The following is a 21,584-nucleotide window of genomic DNA, read 5'->3' as shown; positions in this document are numbered from 1 at the left end:
TTCAGGTGGTTTCGGAATTCCTGGAACGGTCCGGAGGTTGTACAGGGGTAGGATGGTGGCGTTGCTTCGGCAGCGTTTGAAAACTCAAGAGGGGCTGATCGGTTTCGACTAAGGTCGTTCGATTCAGGTGAAGCGGGTAGAGGATCCAGGGTTATCTCTTAAACGATCTCTGGAAACCAACAAGTGCCGATTCAAAGCGCACTGACTTCGCCCTCGCTGCTTAAGCGATAGGTGAAGGGCTGGCCCGGGGGCGTTCCCGCTCCGGATCGCCAGTCTCATTTAGGGGACTTGCTGATCACACGGCGTCGCAGCGTGTGATCGGGACTTTTCTGCGACTGGGCCTGTCGGCGACGCGTTCGTCCGAGCGTCGGGGCCGAGAAAAGCGATAGACGAACTGCACCCGGAGAAGCCCTGACTCAGCGCCATAGGACCCGGGTTCGATTCCCGGCAGCTCCACGACGAAGACAGGACCTCCGCCCACTGGGCGGAGGTCCTTCGTCGTGGAGCTGCCGGGAATCGAGTGGGCCCCTGACACGCGGCGCCTTTTTCGCGGCGAAGCCGCCGTCAGGCGCCGCCGGACAAGGGATCCCGGCAGCTCCACCGGAGGATCCGCGCAGCTCCACCGAGGGATCCCCGAACGCCCCTTACGCCGCTCCCGGCAGGAAACGCACCGCCGGGACGCCGCCGGGCCCGTCCGGGGTGACGACGGCGTGAACCCGGTAGACCTCAGCGATCAGATCCGGCGTCAGCACCTCCGAAGGAGCGCCGATGGCCACCACCGCGCCAGCAGACAGCACGACGAGCTGGTCGCAGAACATCGCCGCGAGGTTGAGGTCGTGGAGGGCGACGACAGAGGTGACCGGAAGACGGCGCACCAGGCCCAGGAGATCCAGCTGGTGGTGCACGTCGAGGTGGTTGGTCGGTTCGTCGAGCAGCAGCTCCTGTGGGGCCTGGGCCAGAGCGCGAGCGATGTGTACGCGTTGACGTTCGCCGCCGGACAGTGTGTGCCATGAGCGATCCGCCAGGTCAGTGAGCTCGACGCGCGCGAGTGCCTCGGCGACCGCGGCCCGGTCGTCGCTGTCCTCGGCCGCCCACGTCGATCGGTGCGGGATGCGCCCGAGCTTCACGACATCGGACACCGTGAGGTCGAGCTCGGTCTGCGCATGCTGCTCGACGACGGCGATCCGCCGGGCGACGTCTCGCCGGCGCATGCCGTGCAGGTCGGCGCCGTCGAGCAGCACGCGACCACTCGCAGGCTTGCGCACACCGGCAAGCAGCCGAAGCAGCGACGACTTGCCCGAGCCGTTGGGCCCCAACAGGCCCAGCGTCGTGCCGGGTGTGACGTCGAGCGTGACGTCGTGGACGACCTGGCGGCCGCCGACGCTCCACGATGCGTGGCGCGTTGCGAGACTCATACGGGCCTCCTGCGTCGAGAGAGGATCACGGCGAACGCGGGCACTCCGACCAGCGCGGTGACGACGCCGACCGGGAGCTCCTGCGGGCTGAAGACCGTTCGGGCCACCGTGTCGACCCAGACCAGGAAGATCGCACCGATGAGCGCTGTCGCCGGGAGCAGCAGCCGGTGACCGGGGCCGACGACGGCGCGGGCGGCGTGCGGCAGCACGAGCCCCACGAAGCCGATCGCGCCGGCGGCGCTGACGAGCGTCGCGGTGATGAGCGCCGTGACCACGAGGAGCACGAGCCGCACCCATCGCACGGAGATGCCGAGCGATGCGGCGGCGTCCTCGCCGAATGCGAACGCGTCGAGTGCGGGCGCGAGGGCGATGCAGACCACGAGCCCGACACCGCACACGATCCCGCAGGTGATCACGTCGGTCCAGCCGGCGCCGCTGAGCGACCCGAGCAACCAGAACAGCACGCCACGGGTCTGCTCGGCATCGGCCGAGGAGGTGACGATGAACGAGGTGAGGGCCGAGAACAGCTGCGTCGCGGCGACTCCCGCGAGCACGACGCGGTCGGGGGTGCCGCCGGCTCCCGCGGCGAGCAGCAGCACCATCGTGAACGCCACGACCGCGCCGAGGAAAGCGCCGGCCGACAGCGAGATGACCCCGCCGCCGACACCGAGGATCACGACGAGCACGGCACCAGTGGATGCTCCCGAGGAGATGCCGAGCACGAACGGATCGGCGAGCGGGTTGCGCAGCAGGGACTGCATGATGGCGCCGCAGATCGCGAGGCCCGCCCCGCACACGGCAGCCAGGAGCGTACGCGGCAAGCGCAGCTCCCACACGATGCCGTCACGTATGCGCGAGACCCCGGCGTCGCCCCACCCGAGGTGCTGCGCGACGACGCCGAACACGTCGCGCACCGACACCTGCGCTGGTCCGATCGTGATCGCGACGGCGACCGACAGCGTCAGCGCCGCCAGGCCCACGGCCCAGAGCGCCCCTCGGGCACCCCGGACCGTGGCGGCCCGTACGACGTGGCTCAACGCGTGAGCCCAAGAGCGACCAGCGCCTTGGCGAGCTTCTCGGTGCCGTCGACGGTGCGGATCGAGGGGTTCATGTCAGCGCCGTTCATGATGACGTAGCGCTTCTTGCGCACCGCGGTCAGGCGCTTGGTGACCGGGTTGGACTCGAGGAACCGGATCTTGTCCTCGAGCTTGTCGCCGGTCTGCGACTTGCGCCGCAGGTTGCCGAGCACGATGACGGTCGGATCGCGGTCGAGCACGGTCTCCCAGCTGACCTGCGGCCACTCGGTGTGCGTGTCGGCGAAGACGTTCTTCACGCCGACCGTGCGGGAGATGACGCCCGACGAGCCGCAGCAGCCGGCCATGTAGGGCAGCTCGGTGTTGGCGAACCAGTACGCGACCGAGACGTCGGTGTCAGGTGCGTTCTGCGCCGCCTTGGTCATCCGGGCCTTCAGGTCGGCGATGAGCTTCTCGCCGCGCGACGGGACGTCGAAGATCTCGGCGAGCTCGGTGATCTCCTGATAGATGACGTCCATCTGGAGGGGATGGTCGCGGGGCCCGTCACCGCTCTCGTCGGTACGGCCGTCGCAGTGCGAGGGCGCCACGTACGTCGGTACCCCCAGCTTGGCGTACTGCTGGCGGCGGTCGGGGTCCTCGTCGTTGAGCGAACCGCCGAACGACGCCGTCACGATGTCGGGCTCTTCCTGGAGCACTCGCTCGTAGGACACGGCATTGTCACCCAGGCGGGGAACCTTGGCGTTGGCCTTGGCCAGGTTGGGGCGGATCGCGTCGGTCCAGGTCGACGTGCCGACCATGCGGTCCTCGAGGCCGAGTGACAGCAGGATCTCGGTCGAGCCCTGGTTGACGGAGACGGCCCGCCGCGGAGCCTTGTCGATCGTGACGTCCATCCCGCAGTTGTTCTTGATCGTCAGCGGGTATGTCGTACGGCCTTCGGTGGCGGCGAGCTTGGTGGTCCCGGTGCTGGGGGAGTCGCTGGTTCCGCAGGCGGCCAGGACCGAGGCGGCCAGCATGGCAGTGGCCAGGAACGCGGCCGGGCGTAGGAGGGTAGGGAGGGGCATCTGATGTCCTGTGATCTGAGGCTCTTGCGCGGAGCCTGACGAATGATCCGGCCGACAGATGTCGGCCGCAAACCAGCAGGTTTTCGGACTCGGGTTCGACCGGATGGTGGCGCCTTCCCAGATCTCACGATCCAGTGGCCGATGCCACCCCCGTCCCCCTCACCGCTGCGCGTCAGCTCCGGAGTCTCACCGGATTCCCTGACCCAAACGACTGGGTACGACTGGTTCGCTCGCAGCCTAGCAAAGGGTGGCCTAAGTTGGCTCAGTGGTCGGGACTCACACCCGCTCAGGGGTGAACAGCACCTCCGACGCGTGCAGCGAGTCGAGGTACTCCCGGACCGCCGAGATGCGTCCGTCGACGATCTCGAAGATGCCGCAGTACTCGTTGTCGTACGGCAGTCCCGTGGCCGAGGCGATGCCACGCACTCGCCACTCCAGGACCGCGGTGTCGCCCTCGGCAATCAGCGTGCCGAAGTCGAACTGCTGCGTGCCTGGCTCGTACAGGGATCCGGCGCCGACGAGGAACGACATGATGTCCTCACGGCCCCACCTGATGCCGGACAGCGGGAGGTCGCCGTGCAGGCACCAGGTGGCGTCTTCGGTGAAGCTGTCCGCGATCGCGTCGAGACGGCCTTCGGTCAGGGCGTCGAGGTAGCGCTCGAGGACGGCTCGGGCATCGGAGGTGCGGGTTGTCATGTCGCGGCCTACCGATCCGCGGTGAGGGTGCCGGCGACACCCCAGCTGTCGGTCGGGGTGTCGAGGATCCAGACCTGGACGGTCTCGGCCGGGATCCCGTAGCCGTCGACGAATGCGTCGGTGATGTCCTTGACGAGGGCGCGCTTCTGCTCGACGGCGCGGGGTCCTTGCAGGACGGTGACGATCGGCATGATGACTCCTTGGGTTGGGTGACTCTTGTGTCCACCCATTCCACGTGCGGTCCGCAGGACCATCAATGGCGATCAGCAGATCGCAACGATCACGCGCGATGATTGCTGCCGTGCGTACGAACCTCGGCGCACGCCGCGAGCAGGCGGGTCAGCAGGGGAGAGCGTGATCCCGCCGGCACCGCGACAGAGGTCGTCATCGAGAGCTCAGGCAGAGCCGGGCGGAACACCACCCGGGTGTGCCGAAGCTGCTGGGCGTGCGGTTCGTACAGGATCGTCCAGCCATCCCCGTTGCCGATCGATGCCAAGGTCTCCGGCAGCTTCGACGTGTGCGGGCCGAGGGTCGGCTCGAACCCGGCGGCCGCGCACGCCGACATGACGAGGTCGACCAGCGGCGCATTCGCCTTGCGTGGCACGAGCCACAACGGCAGCGACGCGAGGTCGGCGAGGTCGATCGCGTCCTGACCCGCTGTCGGATGCGTGGATGGGACAGCGATCACCAGTGGGTCGTCCCAGACCGGAACGACGTCGAGGTCGGCTGCGGTGCCAACCCCACGGACGAACGCCGCGTTCAGCTGGCCGGTCCGGACCCGGTCGAACCGGGTGGCCGTCGCGTACGTTCCCAGCTCCACGGCGATGTCGGGATCGGTCCGCTTCAACGTCTCCAGCAGCAGGTCGAGCCGTTGACCCAGGCCGGTGCTGCTTCCGAGCCTCAGCGGGACCTGCGCCTCGCCCTGTTGGGTGACCACCGTGCGGGCGCGCTCGACCGCGGCCAGGATCGATCTCGCCTCCGGCAGGAACCGCTGGCCCGCCGCAGTCAGCTTCACGACCCTGGACGTCCGTTCGAACAGTCTCTGGCCGAGCTCTCGTTCGAGGCGGGCGACCTGTCCGCTCACGGCCGGTTGGCCGATGCCCAAGGTCTCCGCGGCCACCCGGAAGCTCAGCGACTCCGACACCGCGAGGAAGCACTCGACCTGCCTGATCTCCACCTGCAAAGTCTGTCACTCCTGTCCGTGCCGGGACAGGACGCCGCGTTGCCGTCCGGTTTCCGCCAGCACGTAGGTCTGGCGGTTCATACCGTCGAGGAGTGAGAACCCAGCCCGCGGATGAGTCCGCACCCACCGTCGACCTTCGCCGTCCGGTCATCCTGTTCATGACCATGGCGGCAGCCCTCGGGACAGCGGCGATATACGTCTTGCAACCCGCAATTGGTGATGTGGCGACCGCACTCGGATCGTCGACGTCAGTGGTCGGGATTGCCCTGGCATGTGGACCTGCGGGCTATCTGCTCGGGTTGGGCCTGCTGGTGCCGTTGGTCGACAGGTTTCCGCCTCGATACGTGCTGGCCACACAGCTCACGGTGCTGAGCATCTCGATCGCGGCGACAGCGGCGGTGCCCAACACTTGGCTGCTGGGTCTGTGTGTACTCCTGAGTGGGATGTGCTCCGCCGTGGGCGCCGGCCTCAGCTCGGTCGCCGGGCGTCTGACGAGCCCGGCGCGCCGAGCGACCGTGCTCGGCATCGTCACGGCGGGGATCTCAGCGGGCATCTTGGTCGGCCGCATGGTGGGTGGCTGGCTCGCGGACGCGGCGGGCTGGCGAGAGATGCTCGTGATCTTCGCCGCTGTGTGCCTGGTCATCGCAGGCCTCGCACTCAAGGCGCTGCCCGAGGTGCGTGCCAATGGGCAGAACGGATACTTGGCGACCCTTCGATCGATGCCGCGCTTGTTCGCCCGGTTCGCGCCTCTGCGCCTGGCCGCAGCGAGGGGCACCGCATGGTTCTTCGCGTTCTGCGCGATCTGGGGCGGTCTCGCGGTCGCGTTGTCCGAGCCGCCGTACAGCTATTCGGCGGAGCGGATCGGCCTGTACGCCCTTGCTGGGCTGAGCGGGATCATGGCGACCCGGGTAGCCGGCTTGCTCACTGATCGGCACGGACACCGGGTCGTGATCCTGGCGGGGTTGTCGTTTGCCGGGGTTGCCGCCGCCGCGCTGGGCTTCGTGCTCGACAGTCCAGGTCTGGTCGTGGCCTGTCTCGCGGCGTTCGATGCCGGATTGTTCTCCGCCCAAGTCGCGAATCAGAGCACCGTTCTGGCGATAGAACCCGAGGCGCCGGCCCGCTTCAACAGCGCGTACATGGTCGTCTACTTTGTTGGCGGCAGCTTGGGTACGGCTTTTGGCACGGCTGCGGTCGCGTGGATCGGTTGGCTGGGAACCACGACCGTCGCTGCCCTGGCGATCGCGCTGGCTGCGGCCATCACGTGTGCACGAGACCCCAGACCGTCAGCCGTTTAGCTCCGTCTCGGTCAGCGGCTCGTCCGAGCCGGCGACGCGGATGTCGACGCGTCGGATCTGCGCCTTCGGCACGCTGCTGGAGGCCGAGAGGGAAGCCGCCTTGGGGCTCGACGCGGTCCAGGTCGCCGCGACCGTCTCGTGCCCCGACGTGTCGGTGACGACGAGCTCGTACACGCGGCTGGCGCTGTATCCACCGGTGGCGACGTAGTGGCAGTTCCAGTCGATCCGGGTGCCCCAGGCCTTCTTCTCGACCCGCACGTTGGCGGTCATGATGCCGGGCTGCACCTCACTCATTGCGACGAAGTGCCCTGAGGGTGGGTCGTCGGCCGACCCCACGACGTATCCGCCTACGCCGAGCCCGAGGGCGGCCGCGACACCCGCACCCGCGATGGCAAGCCGCACGCGGCGGCGACGTCGCCCGGCAGCCACGGCGAGCCGGGTCACGAGTCCGTCAGAGGCGGGCTCGACCGGCTCGGGATCGAGGAGTGCGAGTGCTTCGTCCTTGGTCAGGGTCGCCAGGATGCCGGGCATGCCGGCGAGCTCGGCGACAGCCGCCGAGCAGGAGGCGCAGGTCTTCAGGTGCTGCTCGTACGCCCGCCGGTCGTCCGGGCCGAGCTGGCCGAGGACATAGGCGGCGTCCCAGTCGTGGAACGGGTCGTCGTTCATCGCGTGACACCTCTTTCCTGCATCGCGAGTCGTAGGGCGCGGAGCGCGTAGTGCATCCGTGAACGCACGGTGCCCTCGGGAATCCCTTCCTCGCGGCCGATCTCGGCGGCCGACTTGCCGAGGTAGTAGGCGCTGACGACCGCGTGGCGGTGCTCGGTCGACAGTGAACGCAGCGCGTCGGACACCAGCCACCGGTCGAGGGTTGCGTCGGTGCCGTCCGTTCGCGAGGTCTCGGGCATCCGCTCGGTCGGCACCTCATGGAGGTGCCGGGCGCTCCGGCGGTCGTCGATGACGAGGTTGCGCGCCACCGTGAACAGCCAGGCCCGCGAAGCCGCGTCACCCTGTTCGAGGATCGCCGGCCGTTTCCAGGCCCGGAACAGGGCTTCCTGCACGACGTCCTGCGCGAGCGCCGGGTCGTACGTCAAACGGGTGACGTAGCGGAGCAGGGCAGGCGCATGCGCGTCGTGCAGCGCACGCAGCAGCTCGTCCTGGTCCTCGGGCATCAGTCCTCCAGGCACTACAACGGGAAGCAGAGCCGAATCGTTCAATCCTTCCCACCATTGAACGCGCCGTGCCGCGATCTCGTCCTCACTTCGGGGGCATGTCCGCCCCGACCTCGAGATCGAAGGAAGTTGATCGCCATGAATCGCAGGCTCACGCTGGCGCTGGCCGGCAGCTCGCTGGCCGTCCTGGCCCTGACCGGGTGCGGAGGCTCGGACTCATCGGGGGATGTCCCCGCCAAGGGTTCCGACATCGGCACCTCAACGAGCTCGCTGGGCAGGATCGTCGTCGACGGCAAGGGGATGACCGCGTACGCCTTCGACAAGGACACCCCCGGCTCTGGGAAGAGCTCCTGCACCGGCGCGTGCGCCGAGGAGTGGCCGGCCATCACGACGTCGTCCGCGAAGCCCAAGGTCGACGGGGTCAAGGGCGAGGTCGGCACGATCACGGGGGCCGACGGGTCGAAGCAGGTCACGCTCGAGGGCATGCCGCTCTACACGTACGCCGACGACGGCAAGGCGGGCGACACCAACGGCCAGGGCGTCGGTGACATCTGGTGGGTCGTCTCGCCGGCCGGCAAGAAGATTCAGGCAGCCGCCGAGACTGGTGGCGGCGGGGGTTACTGACGCCTGGGAGCGCGACGTATCGTCGAAGACATGTCGACCTTCACTGATGCCCAGATCGAAGAAGCCCTCGACTCGCTGCCCGGCTGGTCACAGGAGGGCGAGGCGATCGTGAGGACGTACGAGTTCGCCGACTTCCGCGCCGCGCTCGACTTCATGAATCGTGCCGCCGGGCCGATCGAGGAGCAGGACCACCATCCGGAGTGGACCAACGTCTACAACCGCGTCGACGTCCGGCTGACCAGCCACGACGTCGGCGGGGTGACGGGGCGCGACATCCAGCTCGCGCGCGTGCTCGAGAGGGTCGCCGGCGCTGTCAGCTAGACCCGGAGACCGGACGGTCCCCTTGCGGCGAGCGGAGAAGCAGGAGCGCAACCGCTGGGAAGACCATCACCGACAGGAGGCCCGCGCACACGAGGCCGGCCGCGGTGACCCCGCTCATCAGCCCTGTCAGGACCCCGATCTGCGTAGCGGTCACCACGAACGGCAGTGAGGTCGCCTGGAGCAGTCCAGCGGCGATCACCGTCCGACGATCGAGCAGGCGGCTGAACAACAGTGCCGGAAGGCCCCGAACCGCGAGCAGCGCCGCGAGGAACAGCGGGACTCGGGCAAGGGCCGCTGGATTCTCCATCAGTCCGCTGAGGTCGAGCCTCATTCCGCTGCTGACGAAGAACACCGGGATCAGGAATCCGTATCCGATGGCCTCGAGCTTGGTGCGGAAGTGGGGATGAGATGCGGAGTCCCGATCGACCAGACCCACGACTGCGCCGGCCATGAACGCGCCGAGGATGCTCTCGAGTCCGAACTGCTCGGCCAGTGTCACGAATGCCACCAGGAGGACCACAGCGGCCCGTACGCGAATCTGCGCCGTCGTGTCCTGCAACGTGGTCAACGTCGTCGTGAGGCGCTTGGAGCGGGCAACCACGGTGGCGGCAACGGCCGTGGCTGCGATGAGTGCGGCGAACGAGACAAGCAGGACCAGCCGGCTCCCGGTACTCGCGTCCGAGGTGGAGAACAACAGCGACAGCAGGACGATTGCGGCGAAGTCCGCAACAGAGGCGGCCGCCACGACGATCTGACCGAGACGGCTGTCCACCCGGCCGGCGTCCTTGAGCACGGGCACGACCAGGCCCAGGGAGGTGGCTGAGAGCGTGACGGCCACCAGCCCCGGGCTCTTGACCCAGCCGACGGCCTCCAAGACCGTCCCGACGGCGATCCCGAGGACAAGCGTCGCGGCATACCCGAGGAGGGCGAGATGCAGCATCTGCCCTCGCAGCTGGTGGACGTCGATCTCCAGACCGGCGAGGAAGAGCAGGAACGCCAAGCCGAGCAGCGACACGATGGAGACTGGCAGGTCCACCTCGACCCAGCCCAGGGCCTGCGGCCCGACCACGATGCCGGTGACGATCTCCAGCACGACGGCCGGGAGCCTGAGCCGTGGTGCCAGCCCGAGTGTCAACGGGGCGAGCAGCGCGATGACGACGACGATCAGCAGGTTGGTGAACTCGACGTCGGGCATGGGCTTCTCGATTCAGGTGGTGCGATCGGTCGGCGGTCCGCGGTGGATGTCGCGGAAGGCGGAGAGGAGGACGGACTGCATCTCGTCCGACAGGGTCTCGACGGGGATCTCACCGAGCTTCGCCACAGTTTCCTGCATCTGCTCCAGGTAGGTCTCGCAGCCGGGGCACAGTGCACGGTGCTCGTCGAACCGGATTCGCACGTTCTCGTCGAGGGTGCCTTCGAAGTAATCCGTGACCAGCTCGACGAACTCCTGGCAGGTGAGATGGCTCATCCCAGCTCACCCCCACCGTCACGCGGACCGTCATCGCCCACGAGAAAGTCCGCCAGCTGGGCGCGAACGGCTGCCCTCGCTCGGTGCAAAAGAACCCGCTGGTTCGCGGCCGAGATCTCGAGCATGTCGCACACCTCGTCGGAGCTGTGTCCCATCACGTCGCGCAAGGTGATGACCACTCGCTTGCGATCTGGCAGCGCGTCGATCGCGGCGCGAAGGTGGGCACGCACCTCACCGGCGAGGACGCTGCCCTCGGCCGAGTGCCATTCCTGGGGGAACGAGAGCCAACCTCCCGGATATTGGTCATCGTCGGCGCGAAAGAGCGCCGGATCGACCGTCGAACCGCGATCCTCCGCGGTCAGGTTGCCCCACGGCACGATGCGGCTCTCGCGCGTGCCGCGCCGTTTCGCGGTGTGCACAAGGATCCTGTAGACCCACGTGCGCAGCGAGGAACGGCCCTCGAAGCCGTCGATGCCGCGGATCACGGCAAGCCACGTGTCCTGAACGACTTCCTCGGCAGAGGCCTCCGTCGAGACGAACGTGCGCGCGACCATGAGCATGGATCGTGACCAGTCACTCAGCAGGAGAGCGAAGACGGCTTCGTCACCGGCGCGAACACCGGCCACGATCGCGTCGTCGGTGCTCGAACTGACCACCGCCAGAGCGTATCGCCTGTCATCGGTACTCCGGGTTCTCGAAGTCGAACCGGCAGCCCGCGTCCCATTCGGAGCGCTGGTTGCCGTATGCCGGGACGCCTCCGGCGTCCTTGAGCAGACGGGCGAGGTGCATCAGGTTCCACGTCATGAACGTCGTGTTGCGGTTGGTGAAGTCGTTCTCGGGGCCGCCCGAGCCGGGATCGAGGTACGACGGGCCGGGTCCGGCCTCTCCGATCCAGCCGGCGTCGGCCTGCGGCGGGATCGTGTAGCCGATGTGTTGCAGCGTGTAGAGGACGTTGTGCGCGCAGTGCTTGATACCGTCCTCGTTCCCGGTGATCAGGCAGCCGCCGACCCGTCCGTAGTAGAGGTACTGGCCGCGGTCATTGAGCAGGTGCGAGCCACCGTAGAGACGCTCATGCACCTGCTTCATGATCGAGCTGTTGTCGCCGAGCCAGATCGGCCCGGCGAGCACCAGGATGTCGGCAGCCTTGACCTTCTCGAAGATCGCCGGCCAGTCGTCGGTCTCCCACCCGTGCTCGGTCATGTCGGGCCACACGCCGGTGGCGATGTCGTGGTCGATGGCGCGCACGACCTCGACCTGCACGCCGTGCGCCTCCATGATGTGGCGACTGATGTCGACCAGGCCGTCGGTGTTGCTGGGTTCCGGCGATCTCTTCAGGGTGCAGTTGATGAACAGGGCCTTGAGGTCGGCAAAGCTCGTTGCCGAGGGCGCGGTGGCGACTTCTGTCATGGGTTCTCCTCGGGTGGTGTTCACCATCAGTGCCGCGAAAGGCGCTGGCGTTACACCTCAGAAGAAGTCCATGAGCGGATGACGCTAGGAATGAACCTCTGCGAGCACCGCTCAGGCCCAGAGGTTCTCGCCGAACTTGAACCAGATCGCGGCGATCACGGCGACGTACCAGAGGATGTTGATCAGCAGCGTCCAGTCGCCCACGAAGCGCGACACCGGGTTGTTCGGTGCGTACGCCCGCAGGTTGCGCGCGGTCACCCACACGAAGATCGGGATCGTGACGGCCCACACGACCATGCACCAGGGGCACAGCTTCTGGATCTCGTAGATGCTCTGGCTCTGCAGCCATGTGACGAAGCCGATCCCGAACAGGACCCCGGCCTGCAGACCCAGCCAGACGAAGGTGGGCAGCTCGACGCGAGCGATCATCAGCACGCCGAGCGTCACGACGATCGCGAAGCCGGCGACTCCGATGATGGGGTTGGGGAACCCGAATGCCGACGCCTGGTCGGTGTTGATGACGCCACCACAGCTGACGAAGGCATTGAGGTCGCAGCTCAGCAGCTTGTCCGGGTGCTTGAGGAACTCGATCTTGTCGATGATGAGGATCGCAGCCGAGAGCAGCCCGATCGCGCCGCCGATCGTCAGCAGGAGGCCGAGGCCGCGGCTCGCGAGGGTGTCGTCGCCAGTGGTGTCGACATCGTCGATCAGATCGGTCATAACCGTGATCCTAGAGTCAACCGGCAAGTTGAGCCGGACATACCCTCCAAGCGCAGCGCGGGGGCGCGGTGCCAGCCTGTCCGGCCGCAGTCCATGATGGACCTGCGCGTCGGGGGATCGCACCTGCTCTGGCGTGGCGTGATGACCAGGTGCCCCAGGGGGATTGAATGACCGACGCCGCAACGCCCGAGCTCACGCCGGCTCCGAAGAGTCGTCGGCGGCTCTTCATCATCCTGGCGATCATCGCTGTCGTCGTGATCGCCCTGATCGCGGGCTCGTACCTGTACGCCTCGTCGGCCGCCGGCAGCAAGGCCTCGGACTACGACGACGACTATGCGGCGTGGAAGGCCAAGGAGAAGCCGATCCTGCTGGCCGCGACGGCGAGCGTGCCGCACGGGACGTACGTGCGCAAGAACGCATCCACGCCCAAGGCGCTCGCCACCCAGAAGGAGGGCTGCGACGCCGTGGCCGACTCACGCAAGAAGCTCGCCGATGCGGCCGATGGCTTGCCGAAGATGGCGACCGGCGGCTTCCTGAGCAAGGTCAGCTCCGACTACAGCGAGGCCGGCGACAAGTCGGCCCGCCGGGAGAAGACCGTGCGTGCGTACGTCAAGGCAGCGACCAGCGCGTTGGCACAGGTCGAGCGCGACTGCCGGTGGAACATCGGCTACAACGCCTCAGGTGTCGCTCCGGACAAGCTGTGGGACTCCTCCGACAAGTACGCGCTGGAGCCGGGGGACACCGAGCCGGGCGGAATCTTCTGCGGGAAGGGCAGGGAGGGGTGCGTCTCCTCGATCGCCAAGAAGAAGAACACGTACGCGGACCTGCGGCTCAAGGCCATCAAGCAGTACACGGCCCGCAACCTGAAGTACTTCTCGGCGGACACGTGCGGGCGCACGTCCTACGGCGCAGCCTGCAAGGTCTTCCGCCAGGCGTACGTCGGACAGAACCGGCTGCAGGCCAAGAACTACCGGTACGTCCGCACCATGAAGTCCTCGGTCAACAATCCCAAGCTCAACAAGAACAACAACACGTACGACAAGCTGGTGAAGAGCAACGGTCCGAAGATCAGGAAGGCCGTGCTCGCGCTCGACCCGGCGCTGCGCAAGGACAAGGATGTCCGCAACTATCCGTGGTGGACCGACCACTTCCTCGCCCGCATGGGCGCGATGGTGCTGGCGGACCTCAAGGACGAGCGCGCGGCGATCGCAAAGCTCTAGGTCTGGCAGTGCGGGCACCAGAAGGTGTTGCGCTCGGTGGTCGGTCGATCGCCGAGCGTGCCGTGCCGGAGCGGGGTGCCACATCGCCGACAGCGCGCCCGCTCGCGGCCGTAGACCCAGCGCTCCTCGCCCTGGCGGGCGCTGCCGGTGAACGAGCGGTCGACGCGTGACTTGTTGAGGTCGAGCATCTTCTGACCGCGGGAGATGACCCGCCGGATGTCCGAGACCTCCCCGACCGGACGGGTCGGCAGCAGGCCCATGATGAACAGGAGCTCGTTGACGTACTCGTTGCCGAACCCTGCGACGTTGCGCTGGTCGAGCAGTGCGAGGAAGACCTCGCGGGTGGGGTCGGCAGACACGCGGCGCGTGGCCTCGTCGAGGTCGAAGCCGGGTCCGAGCAGGTCGGGCCCGAGGTGGCCGACCACCGACTGCTCGTCGTCACGTCGCAGCACCTCGAGGATGCCGAGCGAATAGCCCACGGTCTGCCACTCGTCGTTCTCGAGGACGGCTCGGGCCGAGTGACCGGGCCGGCGCCAGGGCGAGCCAAGGCGGTAGACGTGCCAGGCGCCCTCCATCTTGAGGTGCGAGTGGATCGAGTGCACCGGCGTGCGGATCAGGAGGTGCTTGCCATGGCTGATGACCTCGTCGACGACCTCCCCGCGCAGGTCGACCGTCGCGAAGGCCGGGACCCGGAAGTCGGTGCGGGTCAGCTCGCGGTCCGCGAGCGCCTCGTGGAGGTGCCGGGCCGTGCGCCAGACGGTGTCGCCCTCAGGCATCGAGTCGCAGGCCCTTGATCGTGCGCTCGAAGCCGGCCTCGAGCAGGGCCTCGCCCAGCGGTGTCGACGCGACCGACTGGCCGTCGGCCGTCTCGATCGAGAGCCGGCTGATGCGCTTGGCCCGGACCGTGGCGACGAGTGAGGTGGCGGCCGCCGCCAGCCGGGCGGGATCGTCGTCGAAGACCAGCACCTTGCGGCCACCGCGCTCGAGGTAGGCCACCAGGCGGCCGTCGTGCATCACGACCAGCGACCCGGCCTTGCGAGCCGGCCGATGACCGGCGGACTCCTCGGTGCGCTCGGGCCAGGGCAGCGCCGCGCCGTAGGGATTGGCCGGGTCGGTCGCGGCGAGCGTCAACGCCGCAGCGTCGGTCGGCCGGTCGTCGTCGCTCACGTGTCCGCGCATCCGGTCGACCGTGGAAGGGGCGGCGAACTGGGCCGCTCCCAGAGTCTCGATGTAGTAGCCACGCAGGACGGCTCCGGTCTGCTCGAGCTCGCGCAGCACCCGATAGACACCCGCAAACCCGCCGGGGGTCTGTTCGGCCATGACCGATCCGCGGGTCACGACGCCATAGCGCCCCACGAGCGACTCGGTGCGGGCCAGCTGCAGGCTGGTCGGATCGCCGGTCGTCTCGTTGAGTGCGAACCACCGGCCGCCGACCGTCGGAGGGCCCTGCAACGCGACGCGCGGGGATCGCGTGCGCCGGCCGTGGATGCGCGCTCGGGGGGCAGGCCGGGTGGTGCGATGCGCGCCGCCTCGGCCGACGAGGGTGCGCAACGGCGCGAACGTGTCGTTGCTGACCCGGCCGGACCACACCAGGTCCCAGAGCGCCTCGGCCAGCGCGCCATGGTCGTCGGTGTCGACCGCGTCGGCGAGCTGGCGGAACAGGAATGCCCCGCCACCGTCGAGCGCCTCGATGATCGTGGCCTGCAGGGAGTCGGGCTCCGGTGGAGTCGTGCCGGCGGCCCGCAGCACGAGATCGGCCGGGTGGAGCTGGACCCAGCCGTCGTTGCCCGGCAGCGTGCCCGCGCCGGACCACATGACCTCGCCGGCGGTCGTCAGCTCGTCGAGCATGGCGGGGGAGTAGTCGCGTACGCGTGCAGGAAGCACCAGCGACTCCCACGCCGATGCCGGCAGCGCCAGACCGGCCAGCTGGTCGATCGCCGTCAGCACGCCGTCGGCGCCGCGCAGGCTGCCACCCACGCCCTGCCACGAGGGCAGGAAACGTGCGTAGGCCAATGGATCGACGGGCTCGACCTGGTGGCGGGCAGCCGCGAGCGAGCGGGAGCGGAGCCGGCGCAGGACACCGGGCTCGACCCACTCGCTGCCGGTGGCCTGCGGCCGGAACTCCCCCTCGGTCAGGCGACCGTCGCGGGAGAGTCGGCGAAGCACCTGGAGCGCCACGGAGCTGCCGAGGCCGAACCGGGCCGCGGCCTCCTCCGTGGTGAACGGCCCGTGGGTGCGCGCGTAGCGCGAGATCAGGTCGGTCAGCGGGTCCGCGGTGACTTCGAGGAACGCGTCGGAGATGCCCATCGGCACCACGACACCCAGTGCGTCGCGCAGGCGACCGGCATCCTCGACGACGGCCCAGCGCACCTCGCCGGCGATGGCCACCTCGATGACCCGCCGGGACTCCTGCAGCTCGCCGAGCCACGTCTCGGTGTGCGACGCGACATCGGGTTGGACGCGCGCTGTCACCTCGGTCGTCGTGAGTGGCCCGAGCATGCGCAGCAGGTCGGCCACGCCTTCGATGTCCTTGGCGCGCCGGTCATCGGTCAGACGTTGCAGCTCGAGCTCGGTGTGCTCGATGACCTGCGGGTCGAGCAGCTCGCGGAGCTCTGCCCGGCCGAGCAGCTCGGCCAGCAGCGTGGGATCGAGGGTCAACGCCGAGGCGCGCCGCTCGGCCAAGGGAGTGTCGCCTTCGTAGAGGAACGCCGCGACGTAGCCGAACAACAGGTTCTGGGCGAACGGCGATGCCCGCTCGGTGGTGACCTCGGCGATCTGCACCTCACGCGAGGCCAGGCGCTTGGTGAGCGCCATCAGGGCCGGCAGGTCGTAGACGTCCTGCAGGCACTCGCGGGCCGTCTCGAGCAGGATCGGGAAGGTCGGGTGGTTGCGCGCCACGTCGAGCAGCTGGGCCGACCGTTGGCGCTGCTGCCACAGGGGTGCCCGGGAGCCCGGATTGCGACGCGGCAGGAGCAACGCCCGCGCGGCGCACTCGCGGAATCGAGAGGCGAACAGCGCCGAGCTGCCGACCTCTTCGGTGACGATCTTGTCGAGGTCGTCGGTGTCGAACACGAACAGGTCGGCGCCGGGTGGCTCGGCCTCGGTGTCGGGGATGCGCGCCACGATGCCGTCGTCGCTGGCCACGACCGAGCCGTCCATGCCGTACCGCTCGACGATGCGAGCGCCGACCGCGAGGGCCCACGGCGCGTGGACCCGGCGGCCGAACGGTGAGTGCAGGACGACGCGCCAGTCGCCCAGCTCATCGCGGAACCGCTCGACGAGCAGGGTGCGGTCCGACGGCACCTGGCCCGTCGCCTGCTTCTGGTCGCTGAGGTAGGCGGCGAGGTTGTCGGAGGCCTGGCCGCCGAGGCCGAGCGCGGACGTACGCTCTGCCAGCTTGGCCGGCGACAGGTTTGCCGCTTCGCGGACGAACCCGCCGATCGCCTCGCCGAGCTCGTAGGGTCGGCCGATGGCATCGCCCTTCCAGAACGGCAGTCGCGCGGGCTGGCCGAACGCCGGCGTGACGATGACCCGGTCGTGCGTGATCTCCTGGATCCGCCAACTCGTGGCGCCGAGCGCGAAGACGTCGTTGATGCGCGACTCGTAGACCATCTCCTCGTCGAGCTCGCCGACCTTGCGGCTGCCGCCGGAGTCGTCGGTGCCGGCGGCCAGGTTGACCGAGAACATGCCCCGGTCGGGGATCGTGCCGCCGCTCGTCACCGCGAGGCGCTGGGCACCGGGCCGCCCCGTGAGCGTGCCGGCGTCGCGGTCCCAGACGAGTCGCGGCCGCAGCTCGGCGAACTCGTCGGAGGGATAGCGACCGGCGAGCAGGTCGAGCGTGGCGTCGTAGGCCGAGCGGGGCAGCGTCGCGAACGGAGCACTGCGGCGCACGGTGTCGAACCACTCCTCGACGTCGATGGGCTCGAGCGCCGTCACCGCGACGGTCTGCTGGGCCAGGATGTCGAGCGGATTGGCGGGTATGTCGAGGCGCTCGATCAGCCCCTGCTGCATGCGGGACGTGGTGACCGCCGCGCCGAGAAGGTCCTGCCGCGAGGTCGGGTAGGTGACGCCCTGGGAGATCTCGCCGACCTGGTGGCCGGCGCGGCCGACCCGCTGCAGACCGCTGCCGACCGACGGCGGCGAGGAGACCTGGATGACCAGGTCGACGGCGCCCATGTCGATGCCCAGCTCGAGGCTCGACGTCGCGACCACGCAGCGCAGCTGACCGGTCTTGAGGTCGTCCTCGATCAGAGCGCGTTGCTCCTTGCTGACCGAGCCGTGGTGCGCGCGCGCCAGGGTCGCCTCGGCGTCGCCCTGGCCGGGCCGCGTCTGCGCGCTGCCGCCCATGAGCTGCGCCGGCGGCCGGCTCGAGCCCGCAGGAACCGGTTCGCCGCCGAGGTGGACGGCGTATGCCTCGTTGAGCCGGGCAGTGAGGCGCTCGGCGACACCGCGAGAGTTGACGAAGATGATCGTCGAGCGGTGGTCGAGGACGCGTCGCATCACGGCATCCTCGACGTGCGGCCAGATGCTGCCGCGCGGTTGGTCTTCGTCGTCGAACGCCCGGCCGCCGCTGCCCTCGTCACGCGGAGGTGCCGGGATGCTGGTCATGTCGTCGACCGGCACCTCGACCTCGAGCGCCAGGCGGGTCGCGGACTCCGGAGCCACCACGGTGACGCGCGCAGAACCGCCGAGGAAGCGGGCGACCTCGTCGTGCGGCCTGACGGTCGCGCTGAGGCCGATGCGGCGAGCCGGCTCGGTCAGCAGGGCGTCGAGCCGTTCGAGCGACAGCGCGAGGTGCGCACCCCGCTTGGTGCCGGCGACGGCGTGGATCTCGTCGACGATGACGGTCTCGACCGTGCGCAACGTCTCGCGCGCCGCCGAGGTGAGCATGAGGAACAGCGACTCGGGCGTCGTGATGAGGATGTCCGGCGGGTGCGTGACCAGCGCCCGTCGATCACGCTGGGTGGTGTCGCCCGAACGTACGCCGACGGAGACCTCGCGGAACTCGTCGCCGCGCCGGGCTGCGGCCTGCGTGATGCCGACGAGCGGGGAGCGGAGGTTGCGCTCGACGTCGACGGCCAGCGCCTTGAGCGGCGAGATGTAGAGCACGCGCGTGCCCTCGGACTCACCGGCATGCATGAGCCGGTCGATCGACGACAGGAACGCCGCCAGTGTCTTGCCCGATCCGGTCGGCGCGACCACCAGGACGTGCTCGTCGCCGGCGACTGCGTCCCACGCGCCGAGCTGCGCCGGGGTCGGCGCGTCGAAGGACTCGTCGAACCACTGCCGGGTGGCGGGGGCGAAACGGTCGAGCGTACCGGTCATTGATCCATCGTCGCAGCCACCACCGACATGCGCTCGGGACTACCGGGCCACGGCGGTCAGGACCGATATTCTGTGCATTCGTCGAGACGGCCAGGCTAGGGGTGCGGAGTGTCGGACAAGCGACTCAAACGCGTCGCTGTGCTCGTCGGGACCACATTGCTCACGGTGGTCACCGTCGGCGCACTGCTCGGCTCACGGTCGGCCGCCGACGACCTGCAGGACAAGTCCGAGCGCGCTCTGAGCGCCGCCCACCTCGAGGACGTGCGGGTCGCGTTCCACGGTCGCGAGGCCGAGCTGAGCGGCGGCACGCCCGACGACCTCAGCAAGGCCGAGCTGATCGTCGAAGGCATCGAAGGCGTCCGATGGGCCAACGTCGTGTCCGCGGCGGTCGGGCCCACGCCTGCGCCGCGGGACACGACCCCGACGCTGCACCTGGGACGTACGGGCTCCGGCATCTCCATCAGCGGGACCGTGCCGGACCCCGATGCGGCGGCGAGCGTCAAGGCGAGCGTCGCCGAGGCATTCGGCGAGGCGGTCACGGGCGACGTCGTGATCGACGCGTCGGTCGGGTCGGCCGACTGGATCGACCAGCTCCCCGACGTCCTGAACGACCTCGTGGGCGTCAAGCGGCTCACGCTCGCGATCGACGGGCAGGGCACGTTGGATCTCGGCGGGTCGATCGAGAGCCGAGCCGGTGCCGACGACGTACGTCGCCGCCTCGCCTCGGCTGTTCCCGGTCTGAAGATCGTGAGTCGACTGGACGTCCAGCCGAACGGCCTCTCGGAGGCCGCTGCCGCGGTGCTCAACACGTCGGCACTCCAGTTCCCGGCGGATCGATCCACCCTTTCGGGCCCTGACCAGCGCAGGCTCGACGAGGTGGCGGACGTGCTGCGCGACAACCCCGAGCTCGCGATCGAGGCGTTCGGGTATGCCGGACCCAAGCACCCGGGCGCCACCGAGCGGCTGACGCTGGCCCGGGTCGCGGCCGTCAAGGCCTACCTCGTCAAGGCCGGTGTCGACGGCGTACGCGTCAGCACCCGGGCGCTCGCTTCGCAGAGCCGGACGGCCTTGTCGTCGGACCAGCAGTTCCGCCGCGTCGACTTCGTCGTGAAGGCGGACTGAGCGGTGTCGGGCTACACGATCGGCGAGATCGTCATCTGGCTGCTGCTCGCGGCAACCCTGGGCTTCGCGCTCGGCTGGATCGCCCGGGAGCTCGTCCTGCGCGCGAAACCGCAGGCAAGCACCCCGGCCGTGACGCCGGTCGTCGAGCCGAAACCCGTCGAACCCGGCGAACCCTTCGAGCAGGAGCCGGCGACGAAGACCGCGGCCAAGAAGGCTCCTGCCAAGAAGGCTCCGGCGAAGGAGGCCGCAGCGAAGAAGGCTCCGGCGAAGAAGGCCGCAGCGAAGAAGGCGCCGGCCAAGAAGGCGCCGGCCAAGAAGGCGGCAGCGAAGAAGGTGCCGGCGAAGAAGGTGCCGGCCAAGAAGGCCGCAGCCAAGAAGGCGCCGGCGAAGAAGGCAGCGCCGCCCAGGGACGCCGACGACACCTGAACGACAGGCCCGACGTGGTGCGCCGTGAGCACTCCTCGATGGGGCATGCTGGGCGGCATGAAGTTGCGCCTGCTCGTCGCGGTATCCGCGGCGGCCCTCACCCTGACCGCCTGCTCATCATCATCCGACGGCGGCACCAAGGAGCCGGCCAAGCCTGATGCGTCCAAGGGCACGGCCAAGAAGCTCGTCGAGATCTCGCCGCTGACAGGTCGCGCGCTGCCCAACGGGCGCCCGGCCAACCCGGTGTTCGTGGTCAAGGTCGAGAACACCGAGGGCGGCGCCCCGCAGTACGGGCTCAACAAGGCCGACATGGTCATGGAGGAGCTCGTCGAAGGCGGCCTGACGAGGCTCGCCGCGTTCTACTACTCCAACCTGCCGTCCAAGATCGGGCACGTGCGGTCGCTCCGTGACACTGACATCGGCATCGCGTCGCCGGTCGGTGGCCAGGTCGTGGCGTCAGGCGGCGCCGCAGGGACCTACAAGCGGGTGCAGCGAGCGGGCGTCAAGGTCTTCTCCGAGGACGCTGGCTCGCCGGGCTTCAGCAGCGATCCGCTCAAGGTGCGGCCCTACAACCGGCTGATCGACCTCAAGACCGTTGCGAAGAAGGCCAAGGCGACCAAGATCCTCGGTCCCTACCTACCGTGGACACCGGTCAACTCCTCGACCAAGACGCCGGCAGCGGGTGCGACGAACCCGGCTCCGCCGCTGCAGAGGAAGGCTCGCCGGGCGAACGTACGCTTCTCCAACTCCACGGCGACGAGCTGGAAGCTCGCAGGCAGCACGTGGCAGCGTACGAACGGGCATGCCGCCGCTGGCCAGGACTTCAAGGCCAACACGATGATCGTGATGTTCTGCCGGGTCGGCGATGCCGGTTACACCGATCCTGCGGGCAACCCGGTGCCGGAGACCAAGTTCGAGGGCAAGGGTCGCGCGCTCGTGTTCCACGGCAGCACCGTGACCGAGGTCGTGTGGCACAAGCCCAGCCTCGACGAGGCGATCACGTTCGCGACCAAGGCGGGGGAGCCGTACACGATCCACCCGGGCAAGGTCTTCTTCGAGCTCGTGCCGAAGGGCGACGGCAAGGTCGCCCTGGGCTGA

The 21,584-nt window shown here is 68.8% G+C and carries 22 protein-coding genes, 1 other RNA gene and 1 riboswitch; of the genes, 8 read left to right on the top strand and 15 right to left on the bottom strand.

The window, feature by feature from the left end; genetic code table 11:
* The first annotated feature begins 90 nt into the window (after positions 1 to 90).
* Positions 91 to 459, top strand: a transfer-messenger RNA (tmRNA) gene (ssrA, locus tag BOSE46_RS16530).
* A 185-nt stretch (positions 460 to 644) separates the two neighbouring features.
* On the opposite strand, the gene BOSE46_RS16525 is transcribed toward ssrA, so the two are convergent.
* The 6 genes from BOSE46_RS16525 to BOSE46_RS16500 form a co-directional block, all read right to left on the bottom strand.
* Positions 645 to 1,415, bottom strand: a complete 771-nt coding sequence (locus BOSE46_RS16525) for an ABC transporter ATP-binding protein (protein WP_159541273.1) — start codon at positions 1,413 to 1,415, stop codon at positions 645 to 647.
* Positions 1,412 to 2,452 carry an iron ABC transporter permease gene (locus BOSE46_RS16520; RefSeq protein ID WP_159541272.1) on the bottom strand — a complete coding sequence of 347 codons (1,041 nt, stop codon included), beginning with the start codon at positions 2,450 to 2,452 and terminating at the stop codon, positions 1,412 to 1,414. Before BOSE46_RS16520 ends, BOSE46_RS16525 begins: the two co-directional genes overlap by 4 nt.
* Positions 2,449 to 3,510, bottom strand: coding sequence for an ABC transporter substrate-binding protein (locus tag BOSE46_RS16515; protein ID WP_201299655.1), 1,062 nt, complete (start codon positions 3,508 to 3,510; stop codon positions 2,449 to 2,451). Before BOSE46_RS16515 ends, BOSE46_RS16520 begins: the two co-directional genes overlap by 4 nt.
* A 56-nt stretch (positions 3,511 to 3,566) precedes the next feature.
* Positions 3,567 to 3,751: riboswitch (cobalamin riboswitch) on the bottom strand.
* Between the two features lie 35 nt (positions 3,752 to 3,786).
* Positions 3,787 to 4,206, bottom strand: a complete 420-nt coding sequence (locus BOSE46_RS16510) for a nuclear transport factor 2 family protein (RefSeq protein WP_159541271.1) — start codon at positions 4,204 to 4,206, stop codon at positions 3,787 to 3,789.
* An 8-nt stretch (positions 4,207 to 4,214) separates the two neighbouring features.
* Positions 4,215 to 4,397: a 4-oxalocrotonate tautomerase DmpI gene (gene dmpI / locus BOSE46_RS16505; RefSeq protein WP_159541270.1), complete on the bottom strand. Its 183-nt coding sequence runs from the start codon at positions 4,395 to 4,397 to the stop codon at positions 4,215 to 4,217.
* Positions 4,398 to 4,486: 89 nt separating this feature from the next.
* A complete protein-coding gene (locus BOSE46_RS16500) occupies positions 4,487 to 5,383 on the bottom strand; it encodes a LysR family transcriptional regulator (RefSeq protein WP_159541269.1) in 897 nt (298 codons plus the stop codon).
* A gap of 98 nt (positions 5,384 to 5,481) precedes the next feature.
* On the opposite strand from BOSE46_RS16500, the gene BOSE46_RS16495 reads away from it, so the two are divergent.
* The gene (locus BOSE46_RS16495; protein WP_236551779.1) at positions 5,482 to 6,684 is read left to right on the top strand and encodes an MFS transporter; all 1,203 of its coding nucleotides are present in this window, start codon (positions 5,482 to 5,484) and stop codon (positions 6,682 to 6,684) included.
* Here the strand turns inward: BOSE46_RS16495 and BOSE46_RS16490 are convergent.
* A complete protein-coding gene (locus BOSE46_RS16490; RefSeq protein ID WP_159541268.1) occupies positions 6,673 to 7,350 on the bottom strand; it encodes an anti-sigma factor in 678 nt (225 codons plus the stop codon). The genes BOSE46_RS16495 and BOSE46_RS16490 overlap by 12 nt on opposite strands.
* Positions 7,347 to 7,853 (bottom strand): sigma-70 family RNA polymerase sigma factor, encoded by a 507-nt coding sequence (locus BOSE46_RS16485; RefSeq protein WP_159541267.1) that lies wholly within the window; start codon positions 7,851 to 7,853, stop codon positions 7,347 to 7,349. Before BOSE46_RS16485 ends, BOSE46_RS16490 begins: the two co-directional genes overlap by 4 nt.
* A 138-nt stretch (positions 7,854 to 7,991) precedes the next feature.
* Between BOSE46_RS16485 and BOSE46_RS16480 the strand changes: the two genes are divergently transcribed.
* Positions 7,992 to 8,477, top strand: coding sequence for a hypothetical protein (locus tag BOSE46_RS16480; protein ID WP_159541266.1), 486 nt, complete (start codon positions 7,992 to 7,994; stop codon positions 8,475 to 8,477).
* A 30-nt stretch (positions 8,478 to 8,507) separates the two neighbouring features.
* Complete coding sequence (locus BOSE46_RS16475; protein WP_159541265.1) at positions 8,508 to 8,798, top strand: 4a-hydroxytetrahydrobiopterin dehydratase; 291 nt, start codon at positions 8,508 to 8,510, stop codon at positions 8,796 to 8,798.
* Here the strand turns inward: BOSE46_RS16475 and BOSE46_RS16470 are convergent.
* The 5 genes from BOSE46_RS16470 to BOSE46_RS16450 all read right to left on the bottom strand — a co-directional run bounded on the left by BOSE46_RS16470 (position 8,791) and on the right by BOSE46_RS16450 (position 12,393).
* Positions 8,791 to 9,993: a cation:proton antiporter gene (locus BOSE46_RS16470; RefSeq protein WP_159541264.1), complete on the bottom strand. Its 1,203-nt coding sequence runs from the start codon at positions 9,991 to 9,993 to the stop codon at positions 8,791 to 8,793. The two genes, BOSE46_RS16475 and BOSE46_RS16470, sit on opposite strands and share 8 nt — an antisense overlap.
* Positions 9,994 to 10,005: 12 nt before the next feature.
* Positions 10,006 to 10,266: an anti-sigma factor gene (locus BOSE46_RS16465; protein ID WP_159541263.1), complete on the bottom strand. Its 261-nt coding sequence runs from the start codon at positions 10,264 to 10,266 to the stop codon at positions 10,006 to 10,008.
* Complete coding sequence (locus BOSE46_RS16460) at positions 10,263 to 10,922, bottom strand: RNA polymerase sigma factor (protein WP_236551778.1); 660 nt, start codon at positions 10,920 to 10,922, stop codon at positions 10,263 to 10,265. Before BOSE46_RS16460 ends, BOSE46_RS16465 begins: the two co-directional genes overlap by 4 nt.
* 19 nt (positions 10,923 to 10,941) lie before the next feature.
* Positions 10,942 to 11,673, bottom strand: coding sequence for a flavodoxin family protein (locus BOSE46_RS16455; RefSeq protein WP_159541262.1), 732 nt, complete (start codon positions 11,671 to 11,673; stop codon positions 10,942 to 10,944).
* 111 nt (positions 11,674 to 11,784) lie between these two features.
* Positions 11,785 to 12,393 (bottom strand): vitamin K epoxide reductase family protein, encoded by a 609-nt coding sequence (locus BOSE46_RS16450; protein WP_159541261.1) that lies wholly within the window; start codon positions 12,391 to 12,393, stop codon positions 11,785 to 11,787.
* A gap of 167 nt (positions 12,394 to 12,560) precedes the next feature.
* Here BOSE46_RS16450 and BOSE46_RS16445 point away from each other — a divergent pair, with 167 nt between their 5' ends.
* Positions 12,561 to 13,613, top strand: coding sequence for a hypothetical protein (locus BOSE46_RS16445; RefSeq protein ID WP_159541260.1), 1,053 nt, complete (start codon positions 12,561 to 12,563; stop codon positions 13,611 to 13,613).
* Here BOSE46_RS16445 and BOSE46_RS16440 read toward each other — a convergent pair.
* A complete protein-coding gene (locus tag BOSE46_RS16440) occupies positions 13,610 to 14,389 on the bottom strand; it encodes a DNA-formamidopyrimidine glycosylase family protein (protein ID WP_159541259.1) in 780 nt (259 codons plus the stop codon). The two genes, BOSE46_RS16445 and BOSE46_RS16440, sit on opposite strands and share 4 nt — an antisense overlap.
* Complete coding sequence (locus BOSE46_RS16435) at positions 14,382 to 18,938, bottom strand: ATP-dependent helicase (protein ID WP_159541258.1); 4,557 nt, start codon at positions 18,936 to 18,938, stop codon at positions 14,382 to 14,384. The genes BOSE46_RS16440 and BOSE46_RS16435 overlap by 8 nt, the downstream gene beginning before the upstream one ends.
* 108 nt (positions 18,939 to 19,046) lie before the next feature.
* Between BOSE46_RS16435 and BOSE46_RS16430 the strand changes: the two genes are divergently transcribed.
* Genes BOSE46_RS16430 through BOSE46_RS16420 form a run of 3 tightly spaced genes read left to right on the top strand, consistent with a single transcriptional unit; the run spans position 19,047 to position 21,584 of the window.
* Positions 19,047 to 20,060: an OmpA family protein gene (locus BOSE46_RS16430; RefSeq protein WP_159541257.1), complete on the top strand. Its 1,014-nt coding sequence runs from the start codon at positions 19,047 to 19,049 to the stop codon at positions 20,058 to 20,060.
* A gap of 3 nt (positions 20,061 to 20,063) precedes the next feature.
* Positions 20,064 to 20,486: a histone H1-like repetitive region-containing protein gene (locus BOSE46_RS16425; RefSeq protein WP_201299654.1), complete on the top strand. Its 423-nt coding sequence runs from the start codon at positions 20,064 to 20,066 to the stop codon at positions 20,484 to 20,486.
* A gap of 24 nt (positions 20,487 to 20,510) precedes the next feature.
* Positions 20,511 to 21,584, top strand: a complete 1,074-nt coding sequence (locus BOSE46_RS16420) for a DUF3048 domain-containing protein (protein WP_159541256.1) — start codon at positions 20,511 to 20,513, stop codon at positions 21,582 to 21,584.

The sequence above is a fragment of the Aeromicrobium sp. 9AM genome (assembly GCF_902506105.1).
In the GTDB taxonomy this organism is placed as follows: Bacteria; Actinomycetota; Actinomycetes; order Propionibacteriales; family Nocardioidaceae; genus Aeromicrobium.
This window is presented reverse-complemented; position numbering and strand designations above follow the sequence as displayed.

Coding starts and splice junctions, on each gene's coding strand:
- BOSE46_RS16485 (WP_159541267.1), bottom strand. CDS start 7,853: ATGCCCGAGGACCAGGACGAGCTGCTGCGTGCGCTGCACGACGCGCAT.
- BOSE46_RS16490 (WP_159541268.1), bottom strand. CDS start 7,350: ATGAACGACGACCCGTTCCACGACTGGGACGCCGCCTATGTCCTCGGC.
- BOSE46_RS16465 (WP_159541263.1), bottom strand. CDS start 10,266: ATGAGCCATCTCACCTGCCAGGAGTTCGTCGAGCTGGTCACGGATTAC.
- BOSE46_RS16515 (WP_201299655.1), bottom strand. CDS start 3,510: ATGCCCCTCCCTACCCTCCTACGCCCGGCCGCGTTCCTGGCCACTGCC.
- dmpI (WP_159541270.1), bottom strand. CDS start 4,397: ATGCCGATCGTCACCGTCCTGCAAGGACCCCGCGCCGTCGAGCAGAAG.
- BOSE46_RS16510 (WP_159541271.1), bottom strand. CDS start 4,206: ATGACAACCCGCACCTCCGATGCCCGAGCCGTCCTCGAGCGCTACCTC.
- BOSE46_RS16470 (WP_159541264.1), bottom strand. CDS start 9,993: ATGCCCGACGTCGAGTTCACCAACCTGCTGATCGTCGTCGTCATCGCG.
- BOSE46_RS16450 (WP_159541261.1), bottom strand. CDS start 12,393: ATGACCGATCTGATCGACGATGTCGACACCACTGGCGACGACACCCTC.
- BOSE46_RS16475 (WP_159541265.1), top strand. CDS start 8,508: ATGTCGACCTTCACTGATGCCCAGATCGAAGAAGCCCTCGACTCGCTG.
- BOSE46_RS16445 (WP_159541260.1), top strand. CDS start 12,561: ATGACCGACGCCGCAACGCCCGAGCTCACGCCGGCTCCGAAGAGTCGT.
- BOSE46_RS16480 (WP_159541266.1), top strand. CDS start 7,992: ATGAATCGCAGGCTCACGCTGGCGCTGGCCGGCAGCTCGCTGGCCGTC.
- BOSE46_RS16455 (WP_159541262.1), bottom strand. CDS start 11,673: ATGACAGAAGTCGCCACCGCGCCCTCGGCAACGAGCTTTGCCGACCTC.
- BOSE46_RS16525 (WP_159541273.1), bottom strand. CDS start 1,415: ATGAGTCTCGCAACGCGCCACGCATCGTGGAGCGTCGGCGGCCGCCAG.
- BOSE46_RS16435 (WP_159541258.1), bottom strand. CDS start 18,938: ATGACCGGTACGCTCGACCGTTTCGCCCCCGCCACCCGGCAGTGGTTC.
- BOSE46_RS16440 (WP_159541259.1), bottom strand. CDS start 14,389: ATGCCTGAGGGCGACACCGTCTGGCGCACGGCCCGGCACCTCCACGAG.